Genomic DNA, 13,935 nt, shown 5'->3' on the forward strand with positions numbered 1-13,935 from the left:
TACTAGTACGCGAAGGAATGCGATGAAGGTCCAACCGAGCGTCAAGCAGATCTGCGACAAGTGCAAGGTGATCCGCCGCAACGGCCGGGTCATGGTGATCTGCGAGAACCCCCGGCACAAGCAGCGCCAGGGCTGACGGGAACACTCCCGCCCACGCAAGTGGATTGACAAGAACGGACACCGCAGCCGCCGCCCCAGGGCGCGGCAACCCCCGGCACGGAGGCCGGAGACCGATCGGAACGCGATCGGGACGCGGTGTTCAAGACCTCCGGACACACAAGGAGAACCGCCACTATGGCTCGTCTCGCAGGCGTCGACCTCCCCCGTGAAAAGCGGCTGGAAGTTGCGCTGACCTACATCTACGGCGTGGGTCGTACCCGTGCACTCGAAACCCTGGAGGCCACTGGCATCTCCGGGGACGTGCGCGTCAAGGATCTCACCGATCCGCAGCTCGTCGAGCTGCGTGACTACATCGAAGGCAACTACAAGGTCGAAGGCGATCTCCGCCGTGAAGTGGCCGCCGACATCCGCCGCAAGGTCGAGATCGGCAGCTACCAGGGCCTGCGCCACCGCCGCGGTCTGCCCGTCCACGGCCAGCGCACCAAGACCAACGCCCGTACCCGCAAGGGTCCCAAGCGCACGGTCGCCGGTAAGAAGAAGTAATCGTGGTCGCCACCGAACCGGTGGCTGATCAACGTCGAAGATCTTTGTAGGAGAATCCATGGCCCAGAAGACTCGCGCGACGGCCGCTCGCAAGCCGCGTCGCAAGGTGAACAAGAATGTGACCCAAGGTCAGGCTCACATCAAGTCCACGTTCAACAACACCATCGTTTCCATCACCGACCCCTCGGGTGCGGTCCTGTCGTGGGCCTCGGCCGGCGGCGTGGGCTTCAAGGGCTCGCGCAAGTCGACCCCGTTCGCCGCGCAGCAGGCTGCCGAGACCGCCGCGAAGGGCGCGCAGGAGCACGGGATGCGCAAGGTGGATGTGTTCGTGAAGGGCCCGGGGTCCGGTCGCGAGACCGCGATCCGCGCCCTGCAGGCCACCGGGCTGGAGGTCGGCTCCATCCAGGACGTCACCCCGTCCGCCCACAACGGCTGCCGTCCCCCGAAGCGCCGTCGCGTCTGACACGTCTGCGCGGCCACCACTGCCCTCGCGGGCGGCGGTGGCCGCGCACCGACGCGGTGAACTCGCCAGCTCACCGCGTCATTCACCCATTTTGTTTTCCACCACCTGCGTGCGTCATATGGCGGAGGCACGCTGAAAGGAAACATCAGTGCTCATCGCACAGCGCCCCACCCTCACGGAAGAGGCTGTGGCCGAGAACCGTTCCCGGTTCGTGATCGAACCGCTGGAGCCTGGTTTCGGGTACACCCTCGGCAACTCACTTCGCCGCACGCTTCTCTCCTCCATCCCCGGCGCCTCCGTGACCAGCATCCGCATCGACGGCGTGCTGCACGAGTTCTCCACGGTGGAGGGTGTCAAGGAAGACGTCACCGAGCTGATCCTCAACATCAAGAAGCTCTCCCTGTCCTCGGAGGAGGACGAGCCCGTCACGGCGTGGCTGCGCAAGCAGGGTCCGGGCGAGGTCACGGCGGCTGACATCTCCGCACCGGCCGGTGTCGAGGTCCACAACCCGGAGCTGCACATCGCCACGCTGAACTCGAAGGGTCAGCTCGAGATCGAGCTGACCATCGAGCGCGGCCGCGGCTACGTGTCGGCGTCGCAGAACAAGGCGGGTGACGCGGAGGTCGGCCGGATCCCGGTGGACTCCATCTACTCGCCCGTCCTGAAGGTGACCTTCCGCGTGGAGGCCACCCGTGTCGAGCAGCGCACGGACTTCGACAAGCTCGTGCTGGACGTGGAGACCAAGGAGGCCATCTCCCCGCGTGACGCGGTGGCCTCTGCCGGCACCACCCTGGTCGAGCTGTTCGGTCTCGCCCGCGAGCTGAACTCCTCGGCCGAGGGGATCGAGATCGGGCCCTCGCCCACGGACGCCGCCGCTGCCGCGGACATGGCGCTGCCGATCGAGGACCTCGAGCTGTCGGTGCGCTCGTACAACTGCCTCAAGCGTGAGGGCATCCACAGCGTGGGTGAACTGGTGGGGCGCTCGGAAGCGGATCTCATGGACATCCGCAACTTCGGCGCGAAGTCCATCGACGAGGTCAAGGACAAGCTCGGTGAGCTCGGCCTGGCCCTGAAGGACTCCCCTCCCGGCTACGACCTCGCCGCCCACGCGGCGTCCCTCGAGGACGAGGACGACAACAACAACCCGTTCGACGTCGACCTCGACTGACGCCCACACCACTTCCCGTGCCCCGCGGCCGCTGAGCGGCTCGCGCGGGCCCGAACTCCAGGAGACCTACTATGCCTACCCCTACCAAGGGACCCCGTCTCGGCGCCGGGCCGACCCACGAGCGCATGATCCTCTCGAACCTCTCGCAGCAGCTGTTCGAGCACAAGCGCATCACCACCACCGTGACCAAGGCCAAGCGCCTGCGTCCCGTGGCCGAGCGCATGATCACGTTCGCCAAGCGCGGTGACCTCGCCTCGCGCCGTCGCGTCATGCGTCAGCTGACCGACAAGTCCGTGGTCCACGAGCTGTTCACCAGCATCGCGGCGGCCATGGAAGGCCGCGACGGCGGCTACACGCGCATCACCAAGATCGGCAACCGCAAGGGCGACAACGCCCCCATGGCGGTCATCGAGCTGGTCATGGAGCCCGTGGCCAAGAAGGAGACCGTCGCGGAGGCCGAGCGCGCCACCGCCAAGGCCGCCCCCGCCCCGGCTGCTCCGGTCGACACCCCCGCGGACACCACCGCCGAGGACGTCAAGGCCAAGGAGATCCCCGCGGACGAGCAGGCGCCCGCCGTCGGCTCCGACGAGGCCGCCGAGGTTGCCGCGGAGAACAAGGACGCCGCCGAGTTCGCCGGTTCCCACGCTCCGCTCGAGTCCGGTGAGGCCCCCGAGGGCTTCGCCGTCAAGGGCAACCGCAACTCCATGAAGTACCACGTGCCCGGTTCGCGCTGGTACTCCGGGACCACCGCGGAGATCTGGTTCGACTCCCCGGCCAACGCCGAGGCAGCTGGCTTCCAGCCCGCGGGCGGCGCCGCCGCCCAGAAGATCTCCGAGTAAGCTCGGGTTCTTCGCCCGGTACGGTACCGGTCACGACGCCGCCGCAGGTTCCTGCGGCGGCGTCGTCGTATCCGCAGGTCTCCGCCGGGGGAACCGACAGTCGGCGTGGAAGGACGGACGTGATGGACGAGCGCACGGTGCGGCTGCGCGTGGGGCTGGCCTACGACGGCGCCCCGTTCAGGGGGTGGGCGCGCCAGCCCGGGCTTCCGAGCGTGCAGGCCGCGGTGGAGGACGCCCTGGAGCTGGTGCTCCGCCACCCGTGCACCACCGTGGTGGCCGGACGCACGGACACCGGGGTGCACGCGAGGCACCAGACGGTGCACGTGGATGTCGGCGAGCAGGCCTGGCAGCGGCTGGCCGGTGCTCACGCCCCGGCGCGCGCGGCCGTCCGCAAGATCAACGGCGCGCTGCGGCGGGTGCTCGGCAAGGACCGCGCCCAGCGCGGCTGGGAGCCGGTGGTGGGCGCGGTGGTGGTGAACGACGTCGCCGTGGCGGAGCCCGGCTTCGACGCCCGGTTCTCCGCCCTGTCCCGCGGCTACACGTACCGCATCTGCGACGCGGTGACGGGCCACGACCCGCTCACCCGCAGCCACGCCTGGTGGCTCGACACGGAACTGGACGTGGCGGCCATGGACGAGGCGCTGCGCGAGCTGCTCGGCCTCCAGGACTTTTTGAGCTACTGCAAGCCGCGCGAGGGGGCGACCACCGTGCGCGAGCTGCAGGGCGCATCGGTTCGACGGGACGAGCACGGGATGGTGAGCGTGTCCCTGACCGCGGACGCCTTCTGCCACCACATGGTGCGCTCCATCGTGGGTGCCGCGGTGCGTGTGGGGGAGGGGCGCCGGCCCGTCGGGTGGCCGGGGGAGCGGCTGCGGGCCCGGGAGCGGGACGCCAGCGTGGTGATGGCCCCGGCCCACGGCCTGGTGCTGGAGTCGGTGCGCTATCCGGGGCCGCAGGGCCTGCGGGAGCGCGCCGAGCTGACGCGGGCCAGGCGCGCGACGTCGTGACCCGGGTGCCGGTACCCGAGTGGCAACCCCGGCAGTCATCCGGTAACATGGAATGCTGTTGTGCGTGTTCTGCCCCGGTTCACGTGTACCCGCAGCGGTCGCTCATGTTGCAGAGCGCAGGGCCGTGCGGTGCACCGGGTTGTGGACGCACGGATGCCGCCCGGATCTCACCCGGGCCCCGAAGCACAACGGAACCGATCGACACGAGTATTCGTGTCTTCAGCAGACAAACGAAGGCAGATCAACGTGCGTACGTACACTCCGAAGCCCGGTGACGTCCAGCGTCAGTGGCACGTCATCGACGCCACCGACGTCGTCCTGGGTCGTCTTGCCAGCCAGACCGCAACGCTGCTGCGCGGGAAGCACAAGCCGACCTTCGCTCCCCACGTGGACACCGGCGATTTCGTCATCATCATCAACGCGGAGAAGGTGGCCCTGACCGGCGCCAAGCTCCAGAAGAAGCGCGCCTACCGCCACTCCGGCTACCCGGGCGGACTCAAGTCCACCAGCTACGCCGAGCTGCTCGCGAAGAACCCCACGCGCGCCGTGGAGAAGGCCGTCAAGGGCATGCTGCCCAAGAACAAGCTGGCCGCCCAGCAGCTGTCCAAGCTGAAGGTCTACGCTGGCGCCGAGCACCCGCACCAGGCCCAGCAGCCCAAGCCCTACGAGTTCACCCAGGTCGCCCAGTAACTCGGGCCAACGAATAACACATAAGGAGAATCGTGGCTCAGAACACTGAAGAGCAGATCACCGAGGACGTGGAGCTGACCAGCTACACCTCCGAGTCCACCGAGTCCGCCACGGGTGCCGCACTGTCCGAGCGCCCCGCGCTGACCGTCCCCGGCCAGGCCGTGGGCCGCCGCAAGCAGGCCATCGCCCGCGTGCGCCTGGTTCCCGGCTCCGGCAAGTGGACCGTCAACGGCCGCACCCTGGAGGAGTACTTCCCCAACAAGCTGCACCAGCAGGAGGTCAACGACCCCTTCACGCTGCTGGAGCTGCAGGGCGGCTACGACGTCATCGCCCGCATCAGCGGCGGCGGCCCCTCCGGCCAGGCCGGCGCGCTGCGCCTCGGCGTGGCCCGTGCCCTCAACGAGATCGACGCCGAGCACAACCGCCCGGCGCTCAAGAAGGCCGGCTTCCTGACTCGTGACGCCCGCGTCATCGAGCGCAAGAAGGCAGGCCTCAAGAAGGCACGCAAGGCGCCGCAGTACTCCAAGCGCTGATCGACGCCACCCGGCCCTCGGCCGGACGTTGATCGACAGGGTCCCGTTCTTCGGTTTTGGCCGAGGGCCGGGGCCCTGCGTCGATCAGGGCTTGGCTCCAGTCGCGCTGATCGCCGTCATCCGGCCCTCGGCCGGAGGTTGTCACGCAGGGTCCCGTTCCCCGGTTTCGGCCGAGGACCGGGGCCCTGCGTCGTTTCCCCTGAATCACCGCTGCGGGTGTGGCAGAGGTAACAGGGCAGTGACTCGGGCGTAAAATCGTGGTGGAAGCACCGCCGCTTCCACCGCACCGTCACGAGAGGGCCCGCATGAGCAAGCAACCGGACCAGAAGCAGAGCACCGCGCACGCCGGGAAGGCGAAGGACGAGAGCGCTGAGGCAGACTCGCGCTCCGCCTTGGACGACGCCCTGAAGAAGGAGCAGCACCGGGTCTCCGTGGTCGAGGACTACGCGGCGGAGCTGGACGAGATCGCAGAGCTCGGGAAGAAGCTGCACGACGACCGCGGCATCGAGAGTTCCTCGGCCTGGAAGATCGGCTATCCGTACGACGAGAAGCTCTCCCGCAAGGAGTACGAGCGCACCAAACGGGCCCTGCAAATCGAGCTGCTGAAGCTGCAGCTGTGGATCAAGGAGACCGGCCAGAAGCTGTTGATCATCTTCGAGGGCCGGGACGCCGCGGGCAAGGGCGGGTCGATCAAGCGCTTTACCGAGCACCTGAACCCCCGTGGCGCGCGTGTGGTGGCGCTCGAGAAGCCTACGGAGATCGAGCAGACCCAGTGGTACTTCCAGCGCTACGTGAAGCACCTGCCCTCCGGCGGGGAGATCGTGCTGATGGACCGTTCCTGGTACAACAGAGCCGGTGTGGAGCGGGTAATGGGCTACTGCACGTCCCAGCAGTACTACGAGTTCATGCGCCAGGCCCCGGAGTTCGAGCGGATGCTGGTCAACTCGGACACCCACTTGATCAAGTTCTGGTTCTCGGTGACCCGCGCCGAGCAGCTGGCACGATTCCAGTCGCGCCGCACGGACCCCGTGCGCCAGTGGAAGCTCTCGCCCACGGACGTGGCCTCGCTGGACAAGTGGGACGACTACACCGAGGCCAAGGAGGCCATGTTCTTCTACACGGACACGGGGGACGCCCCCTGGACCGTGATCAAGTCGAACGACAAGAAGCGGGCGAGGCTCGAGGCCATGCGCTACGTCCTCGCACAGTTCGACTACCCCAACAAAGACCATGCTCTCGTGGGCGCGGTGGACACCAACATCGTGGGCGGGGCCACGGACCTCGCTGACGACAACGGCGTCAACCCCGACGGCTTCCCGGTGGTCCGCCCCGGGAAGGACTGATCGGGATGCGTCGGATTTGTCCCCAGAGTGGTCGTAGGATGATCTGCGATGTCTAGAATTTTCGGAACGGACGGCGTTCGCGGTCTCGCGAACGGCCTCCTCACAGCAGACCTTGCCATGCAGTTGTCGCAGGCCGCGGCGATCGTCCTGGGCCACCGCCACGCGGCCGAGGGGCGCCGCCCCACTGCCGTGGTGGCCCGGGACGGCCGCGCGAGCGGCGAGTTCCTGGGGGCCGCGGTCACCGCGGGGCTCGCAAGCTCCGGCGTGGACGTGTACGACGCTGGCGTGCTCCCGACGCCCGCCGCCGCGTACCTCGTGGGCGACATCGACGCCGACTTCGGCGTGATGATCTCCGCGTCGCACAACCCCGCACCGGACAACGGGATCAAGTTCCTCGCCCACGGCGGCAAGAAGCTGCCGGACGCCGTCGAGGACGCCATCCAGCAGGTCTACGAGGCCGGAGACTTCTTGCGGCCCACGGGTGCGGAGGTCGGACGCGTGACGCGTCTGTCGGACGCCGAGGACCGCTACGTCCTGCACCTCGTGGGGGCGATTCCCCGCCGTCTGGACGGGCTGTCGATCGTGCTGGACTGCGCGCACGGTGCGGCGTCGGGGGTCTCCCCGGACGCCTTCCGCGACGCCGGGGCTTCCGTGCACGTGATCGGTGCAGAGCCGGACGGGCTGAACATCAACGACGGCGTGGGCTCCACCCATCTCGAGCCGCTGAAGCAGAAGGTCCGCGAGCTGGGTGCGGACCTGGGCATCGCCCACGACGGCGACGCCGACCGCTGCCTCGCGGTGGACCACACCGGCACCGAGGTGGACGGGGACCAGATCATGTGCATCATCGCGATGGCCATGAAGGAGGCCGGGCGGCTCAACCAGGACACCCTCGTGGCCACGGTGATGAGCAACCTGGGTCTGCAGCTGGCCCTGGAGAAGGCGGGCATCAACCTGGTGCGCGCCTCGGTGGGGGACCGCTACGTCCTGGAGTCGATGGTGGCCAACGGCTACAACCTGGGCGGCGAGCAGTCCGGGCACGTGATCATGGCCGACTACGCCACCACGGGAGACGGGCTGCTCACGGGCATGATGCTTGCCTCCCGCGTGGCACAGACCGGGATGCCCCTGCAGGAACTCGCCACGGTCATGACCCGCATGCCGCAGGTGATGATCAACGTCAAGAACGTGGACAAGGCCGCGACGAGCACCAACCAGGCGGTGCTGGACGCCGTGGCCGAGACGGAGCAGCGGCTGGGCGAGGAGGGCCGGGTGCTGCTGCGTCCCTCCGGGACCGAGCCGGTGGTGCGCGTGATGGTCGAGGCGGCAACGGCCGAGGAGGCCCAGCGCGAGGCCGAGGCGCTGGTCGCCGTCGTCGAGGAGAACCTGAGCCTGTAGACCTGCGCCGCACGACGTCGGGGAACTTCGTGTCCCGACCTCGTGCCCCACCGGCGTGGGTCGGGCAGCCGGGCGACCGGTGACAATTCCGACGCGCACGACACCGGACAGGCAGTGCCACGAGACAGAGAAGGGCCCCGCATCCGTGAGGATGCGGGGCCCTTCTCGTGCGGACGGATGGACGGGTCAGACAGCGGAGTTGCCAGGGGCCTCGTGGCGACCCGTGGCGGCGCCGGGGGCCGCGGTGCCGGTGTGACCCGCGGTCAGTGCGTCACGGATCTCGGTAAGAAGCACGACGTTGGGATCGGCGGCCTCCTCGGCCGGCTCGATGCCCAGACGGCGGTTGCGGCGCTCGATCATCTTGTTCATGGGCATCACCAGGCAGAAGTACACGGCCGCGGCGATGAGCAGGAAGTTGACGATCGCGGTCAGCAGCACGCCGAACTTCAGCTCGTTGCCGCGCAGGGTGAGCACGGCGAAGCTGTCGAAGTTGGGAGAGCCGACGATCGCGGAGATCGCGGGCATGAGCACGCTCTCCACGAGTGCGTTGACGATTTTGGCGAAGGCGGCGCCGATGATGACGGCAACCGCGAGATCCATCACGTTGCCCTTCATGATGAATTCTTTGAAGCCATTGATCATGGCGCTCACAGTACCCAGCGAGTGCATGAAAGATGAAGCCAACGGCCCGGAACATATCGGAGATCACAGGCCCGCGGCCGCAGCGGGTGAAAACGGCGGTGCTCCGGGCTCAGTTCTTGCGCAGCAGCACCCGTCGGATCTTGTGGTCGTGGTCCTTCGAGAGGATCAGCCGGGCCCGTCCGCGGGTGGGGCGCACGTTCTGCACCAGGTTGGGCTCGTTGATGCGGTGCCAGATGTCCGTGGCCACCTCACGGGCCTCGTCGTCCGTGAGGTTGGCGTAGCGGTGGAAGTAGGACTCGGGGTCCGAGAACGCCGAGGAGCGCAGGGCGCGGAAGCGGTCCACGTACCAGCGCTCGATGTCGTCCGTGCGGGCGTCCACGTAGATGCTGAAGTCGAAGAAGTCGCTCAGGGCGAGGGCCGTGCGCCTTCCGCTCTCGAGCTTCGCCGGGGCGAGCACGTTCAGCCCCTCCACGATCACGACGTCCGGCCGGGTCACCACGACTTCCTCGTCAGGGAGGATGTCGTAGGTGACGTGCGAGTACTTCGGGGCGCGCACCTCGGGTGCACCGGACTTGATCTCCGAGACGAAGCGCAGCAGGGCACGCCGGTCGTAGGACTCGGGGAAGCCCTTGCGGTCCATCAGCCCCCGGCTGCGCAGTTCTGCGTTCGGGTACAGGAAACCGTCCGTGGTCACGAGCTGGACGTTCGGAGTGGAGGGCCAGCGCGCGAGCATCTCGCGCAGCAGTCGGGCCGTGGTGGACTTGCCGGCGGCCACGGAACCGGCGATGCCGATCACGAACGGCGTGCGCGCGTGGTGCTCGCCCAGGAACGAGTTGGTGGCCGCGTTGAGCTGCGTGGAGGACATGTCGTAGAGGGTGAGCAGCCGGGAGAGGGGGAGGTAGACCTCCCGCACCTCGTCCACGTCCAGGCGGTCACCGAGACCGCGCAGGTTCTCGATCTCCTGAGCGGTGAGGGGGACGTCGATCTCCGTGGAGAGCCGGGACCAGGTCTGGCGGTCCAGCTCCACGAAGGGGGAGACGCGCTGGGAAGTGGGCTGTGTGCTCATGCTCGGACCAGTGTAGGCCCCCGTGTGACCCACGGGACGGAGGGCCGGGGACGTTTCCGCTAGAATGCATTTTCATGTGTGGAATTGTGGGATATGTGGGCTCAAAGGGTGCTGACGGCCGCCAGCACACCGCTCTCGACGTGATCCTCGAGGGGCTGCGCCGGCTCGAGTACCGCGGTTACGACTCCGCGGGTGTCGCCGTCATCGCGGACGGCACGGTGGAGTACCGCAAGAAGGCGGGCAAGCTCAGCAACCTCCTCGAGGAGCTCGAGGAGCACCCGCTGCCGGAGTCGAACATCGGAATCGGGCACACCCGGTGGGCCACGCACGGCGGGCCCACCGACGTCAACGCCCACCCGCACGTGGTGGACGGCGGCAAGCTCGCCATGATCCACAACGGCATCATCGAGAACTTCAGCGAGATCAAGCGCGAGCTGCAGGCCCAGGGCGAGACCTTCGTGTCCGAGACGGACACCGAGGTGGCCGCCGTGCTGCTCGCCCGCACCTACGACGCGCAGGACCCCGAGCACAAGGACCTCACCGTCGCCATGCAGGACACCTCCCGCCGCCTGGAGGGCGCGTTCACGCTGCTCGCCGTGCACGCGGACGTCCCGGACCGCGTGGTCGCCTCGCGCCGCAACTCCCCGCTGGTGATCGGGCTCGGCGACGGCGAGAACTTCCTGGGCTCGGACGTCTCCGGCTTCATCGACTACACCAAGCGTGCGGTGGAGATGGGCCAGGACCAGATCGTGACCATCACCGCGGACGACTACGCGATCGTCGACTTCGACGGCAACCCCGCCGAGGGCAAGCCCTTCGAGATCGAGTGGGACGCCGCCGCCGCCGAGAAGGACGGCTACCCCTCCTTCATGGAGAAGGAGATCCACGACCAGCCCTCCGCCGTGGGGGACACCCTGCTGGGGCGCCTGGACGAGAACGGAAGCCTCACGCTGGACGAGATCAAGATCGACGAGTCGGTGCTGCGCTCGATCGACAAGATCGTCGTGATCGCGTGCGGCACCGCGGCCTACGCCGGCCAGGTGGCGCGCTACGCGATCGAGCACTGGTGCCGGATCCCCACCGAGGTGGAGCTGGCCCACGAGTTCCGCTACCGGGACCCCATCGTGAACGAGAAGACCCTGGTGGTGGCCGTCTCCCAGTCCGGCGAGACCATGGACACCCTCATGGCCGTGCGCCACGCCCAGGAGCAGGGCGCCAAGGTGGTGGCCATCTGCAACACCAACGGCTCCACGATCCCGCGCGAGGCGGACGCCGTGCTCTACACGCACGCCGGCCCGGAGATCGCCGTGGCCTCCACGAAGGCGTTCCTGGCGCAGATCACGGCCGCGTACCTGCTGGGGCTGTACCTGGCGCAGCTGCGCGGCAACAAGTACAAGGACGAGATCGCCACGCTGCTCGCGGAGCTGGAGGCCATGCCCGCCAAGATCCAGCGCGTGCTGGACGAGGTGGAGCCGCAGGTCAAGGCGCTCGCCTCGAGCATGGAGGACGCCGGCTCGGTGCTCTTCCTGGGCCGGCACGTGGGTTTCCCCGTGGCCATGGAGGGCGCGCTGAAGCTCAAGGAGATCGCGTACATCCACGCCGAGGGCTTCGCCGCCGGTGAGCTCAAGCACGGGCCGATCGCGCTGATCGACCAGGGCCAGCCCGTGATCGTGATCGTGCCCTCGCCGCGCGGCCGGGACTCGCTGCACGCCAAGGTGGTCTCCAACATCCAAGAGATCCGCGCCCGCGGTGCCGAGACCATCGTGATCGCCGAGGAGGGGGACGAGGCGGTGCGCGAGTTCGCGAACCACGTGTTCTACGTCCCCGAGTCGCCCACGCTGCTCCAGCCGCTGCTGGCCACGGTGCCGCTGCAGATCTTCGCGTGCGAGCTCGCCGGGGCCAAGGGCTACGACGTGGACCAGCCGCGCAACCTCGCGAAGTCCGTCACGGTCGAGTAGACCGCGCAGGACCCCACCACGACGGCGGGTGACGCCTCCCACGGGAGCGACACCCGCCGTCGTCGTGTCCGGGGCGCCGCGGGGAGGGCACGTGCAGGGGGCGACGACGCCGTGCCCGGCCGCCCAGCCCGGGCACGGGTGCGCCGCGGGTGACCCAGCGCGCCGTGCGACCCGGGTGACCCCACGTGCTGGACGGGCACGTGTGATGCGCCCGTGCGGCGTCGTCGCCAGTGCCCGTCCGGGGGCGCCGGTAGGCTGGCGGCATGATCGTGGGCACAGGTGTGGACATCGTGGACATCGCGCGTTTCGAGCGGCAGGTGGCCCGCACACCGCGCCTGGTCGAGCGGCTGTTCGTGCCCCACGAGCGGGAGCTGCCGCCGCGCTCGCTCGCGGCGCGCTTCGCGGTGAAGGAAGCCGCGGCCAAGGCGCTGAAGGCACCGCCGGGGATGATCTGGCAGGACTGCTGGGTCACCAACGACGCGGACGGCGCCCCCCACCTGCACACCACCGGCACCGTGGCCGAGGAGCAGCGGCGCCGGGGAGTGCGGACGTGGCACGTGACGATCTCCCACGACGGCGGCATGGCCGTGGCGTTCGTCGTGGCCGAGGGACAGGAAGGTCATCCGCATGATTGAGGCGTACACCGGCGCGAGCATCCGCGCCGCAGAGCAGCCGCTGCTGGACGAGGGGCACGGTGACGCACTGATGCGCCGCGCCGCACGGGGACTGGCGCGGGAGTGCGCGGCGCAGCTGCGGCTCACCAGTCGCGACGGCGCCCTGGCCGGGAGCTCCGCGGTGGTCCTCGTGGGACCGGGCAACAACGGCGGGGACGGGCTGTGGGCGGGGTCGTTCCTGCGCCGCCGGGGCGTCACCGTGACCGCCGTGCTCACCGGATCGCGCGCCCACGAGGCGGGGCTGGACGCGCTGCTGGCGGCGGGTGGCACGGCCCTGCGGCTCGGCGAGAACACGGGAGAGGAGTTGCCCGCCCAGGTCTCCGCACTGCGGACGGTGGATGTCCCGGACGTCGTCGAGCTGATGTCTGCCGCGGACCTCGTGGTGGACGCGATTCTCGGCACGGGCGCCAGCGGTGGGCTGCGGGGTGCCGCCGCGGACCTCGTGGAGGCCTTCACCGGCCGTGACCGCAGTGGGCCCGCCGTGGAGGGACGGGGCGCCCCGCGGATCGTGGCGTGCGACCTCGTCTCCGGGCTGGACGCGGACACCGGCGAGGCCCCGGAGCCGCTGCTGCGCGCGGACGCGACCGTGACGTTCGGCGCGGCGAAGACGGCGCACGTGGTCGCCCCCGGCGAGCAGGCCGGCGGCGCGCTCACCGTGGTGCCCATCGGCATCGAGGACCTGCTGGGCGCACCGGCGGTGCACCGCGTCCAGGGCGAGGACGTTCTGGCCGCGTGGCCGCGACCCGGTGCCACGGACACCAAGTACACGCGCGGGGTGCTGGGCGTGGTCGCCGGTGCCCCGAGCTATCCCGGCGCGGCCATCATGTGCACCCAGGCCGCCGTCCAGGCCGGGGCGGGCATGGTGCGCTTCCTGGGCGACTCGACCGCGCGCGCGATGGTGCTGGCACGCAGCCCGGAGGTGGTCTGCTCGGACGAGCAGCCGTGGGACGTGCACGTCCAGGCGTGGCTCGCCGGACCCGGTGTGGTGGGGGACGAGTCCCAGGCCGCGCGCGTCCAGGCCGTGATCGAGGCCGAGGAGCCCGCGGTGCTCGACGCGGGAGCGCTCGACGCCGCGGCGCGCTCCGTGGCGGACGGACCCCTGGGTGCCCACAAGGTCCTCACACCGCACGCCGGGGAGCTCTCCCAGATCTTCGAGTGGCTCGCGGGCTTCGGGCTGGCGCGGGCCACGGTGGAGCGCACGGAGATCGAGGCGAACCCCCTGCACTGGGCGCGGGAGGCGGCCCGGCTGACGGGGGCCACCGTGCTGCTCAAGGGCGCGACCACCGTGGTGGCCTCGCCGGTGGCCGGGGACGCGGCGTCGTCGGCCGGGGAGGACTGCCTGTGCCTGAGCGTGGGCGGGGCGAGCCCGTGGCTGGCCACCGCCGGCTCCGGGGACACCCTCGCCGGGATCCTGGGCACGGTGCTCGCGCACGTGGCCGAGCACCCGGACGCGCTTGCGGACCTGGGTCCGTGGGCCCGGGGCGAGGGCCG

At 69.5% G+C, this 13,935-nt stretch carries 15 protein-coding genes; 13 read left to right on the forward strand and 2 right to left on the reverse strand.

Translation table 11 applies throughout. The features are described 5' to 3' along the window. Positions 1–22 precede the first annotated feature (22 nt). From rpmJ to glmM, 10 genes are all read left to right on the forward strand, one after another. Entirely contained in the window at positions 23–136 is a 114-nt protein-coding gene (gene rpmJ, locus D8M39_RS08860; protein WP_012397712.1) for a 50S ribosomal protein L36, read from the forward strand. A 158-nt stretch (positions 137–294) separates the two neighbouring features. Then, entirely contained in the window at positions 295–663 is a 369-nt protein-coding gene (gene rpsM, locus D8M39_RS08865) for a 30S ribosomal protein S13 (protein ID WP_012397713.1), read from the forward strand. Between the two features lie 58 nt (positions 664–721). Further along, positions 722–1,126, forward strand: coding sequence for a 30S ribosomal protein S11 (rpsK, locus tag D8M39_RS08870; RefSeq protein ID WP_094394925.1), 405 nt, complete (start codon positions 722–724; stop codon positions 1,124–1,126). A gap of 148 nt (positions 1,127–1,274) precedes the next feature. Then, complete coding sequence (locus tag D8M39_RS08875; protein ID WP_126874846.1) at positions 1,275–2,294, forward strand: DNA-directed RNA polymerase subunit alpha; 1,020 nt, start codon at positions 1,275–1,277, stop codon at positions 2,292–2,294. Between the two features lie 71 nt (positions 2,295–2,365). Beyond that, entirely contained in the window at positions 2,366–3,133 is a 768-nt protein-coding gene (gene rplQ, locus D8M39_RS08880) for a 50S ribosomal protein L17 (RefSeq protein WP_094394921.1), read from the forward strand. 122 nt (positions 3,134–3,255) lie between these two features. After that, entirely contained in the window at positions 3,256–4,140 is an 885-nt protein-coding gene (locus D8M39_RS08885) for a tRNA pseudouridine(38-40) synthase TruA (RefSeq protein ID WP_126874847.1), read from the forward strand. 246 nt (positions 4,141–4,386) lie between these two features. Beyond that, on the forward strand, positions 4,387–4,830 hold the full coding sequence (gene rplM / locus D8M39_RS08890) for a 50S ribosomal protein L13 (RefSeq protein WP_055085393.1): 444 nt from the start codon (positions 4,387–4,389) through the stop codon (positions 4,828–4,830). A gap of 32 nt (positions 4,831–4,862) precedes the next feature. After that, a complete protein-coding gene (rpsI, locus tag D8M39_RS08895; RefSeq protein WP_055085395.1) occupies positions 4,863–5,363 on the forward strand; it encodes a 30S ribosomal protein S9 in 501 nt (166 codons plus the stop codon). A gap of 305 nt (positions 5,364–5,668) precedes the next feature. Next, positions 5,669–6,706 carry a polyphosphate kinase 2 gene (gene ppk2 / locus D8M39_RS08900; RefSeq protein WP_083482504.1) on the forward strand — a complete coding sequence of 346 codons (1,038 nt, stop codon included), beginning with the start codon at positions 5,669–5,671 and terminating at the stop codon, positions 6,704–6,706. Positions 6,707–6,754: 48 nt separating this feature from the next. Continuing rightward, the gene (glmM, locus tag D8M39_RS08905; protein WP_055085397.1) at positions 6,755–8,104 is read left to right on the forward strand and encodes a phosphoglucosamine mutase; all 1,350 of its coding nucleotides are present in this window, start codon (positions 6,755–6,757) and stop codon (positions 8,102–8,104) included. 186 nt (positions 8,105–8,290) lie between these two features. Here the strand turns inward: glmM and mscL are convergent, their stop codons facing one another. Next, a complete protein-coding gene (gene mscL / locus D8M39_RS08910) occupies positions 8,291–8,746 on the reverse strand; it encodes a large conductance mechanosensitive channel protein MscL (RefSeq protein WP_055085400.1) in 456 nt (151 codons plus the stop codon). Positions 8,747–8,855: 109 nt separating this feature from the next. After that, the gene (coaA, locus tag D8M39_RS08915) at positions 8,856–9,812 is read right to left on the reverse strand and encodes a type I pantothenate kinase (protein ID WP_055085402.1); all 957 of its coding nucleotides are present in this window, start codon (positions 9,810–9,812) and stop codon (positions 8,856–8,858) included. Positions 9,813–9,886: 74 nt separating this feature from the next. On the opposite strand from coaA, the gene glmS reads away from it, so the two are divergent. The 3 genes from glmS to D8M39_RS08930 all read left to right on the forward strand — a co-directional run. After that, on the forward strand, positions 9,887–11,770 hold the full coding sequence (gene glmS, locus D8M39_RS08920) for a glutamine--fructose-6-phosphate transaminase (isomerizing) (protein WP_055085404.1): 1,884 nt from the start codon (positions 9,887–9,889) through the stop codon (positions 11,768–11,770). Positions 11,771–12,033: 263 nt separating this feature from the next. Beyond that, a complete protein-coding gene (locus D8M39_RS08925; protein ID WP_094394911.1) occupies positions 12,034–12,405 on the forward strand; it encodes a holo-ACP synthase in 372 nt (123 codons plus the stop codon). After that, positions 12,398–13,935: bifunctional ADP-dependent NAD(P)H-hydrate dehydratase/NAD(P)H-hydrate epimerase (locus tag D8M39_RS08930; protein ID WP_148111759.1), on the forward strand; the 1,538-nt coding region annotated here is incomplete at its 3' end. The genes D8M39_RS08925 and D8M39_RS08930, both read left to right, overlap by 8 nt.

It is taken from the genome of Kocuria sp. HSID17590 (genome assembly GCF_003989485.1).
Taxonomy (GTDB): domain Bacteria; phylum Actinomycetota; class Actinomycetes; order Actinomycetales; family Micrococcaceae; genus Kocuria; species Kocuria salsicia.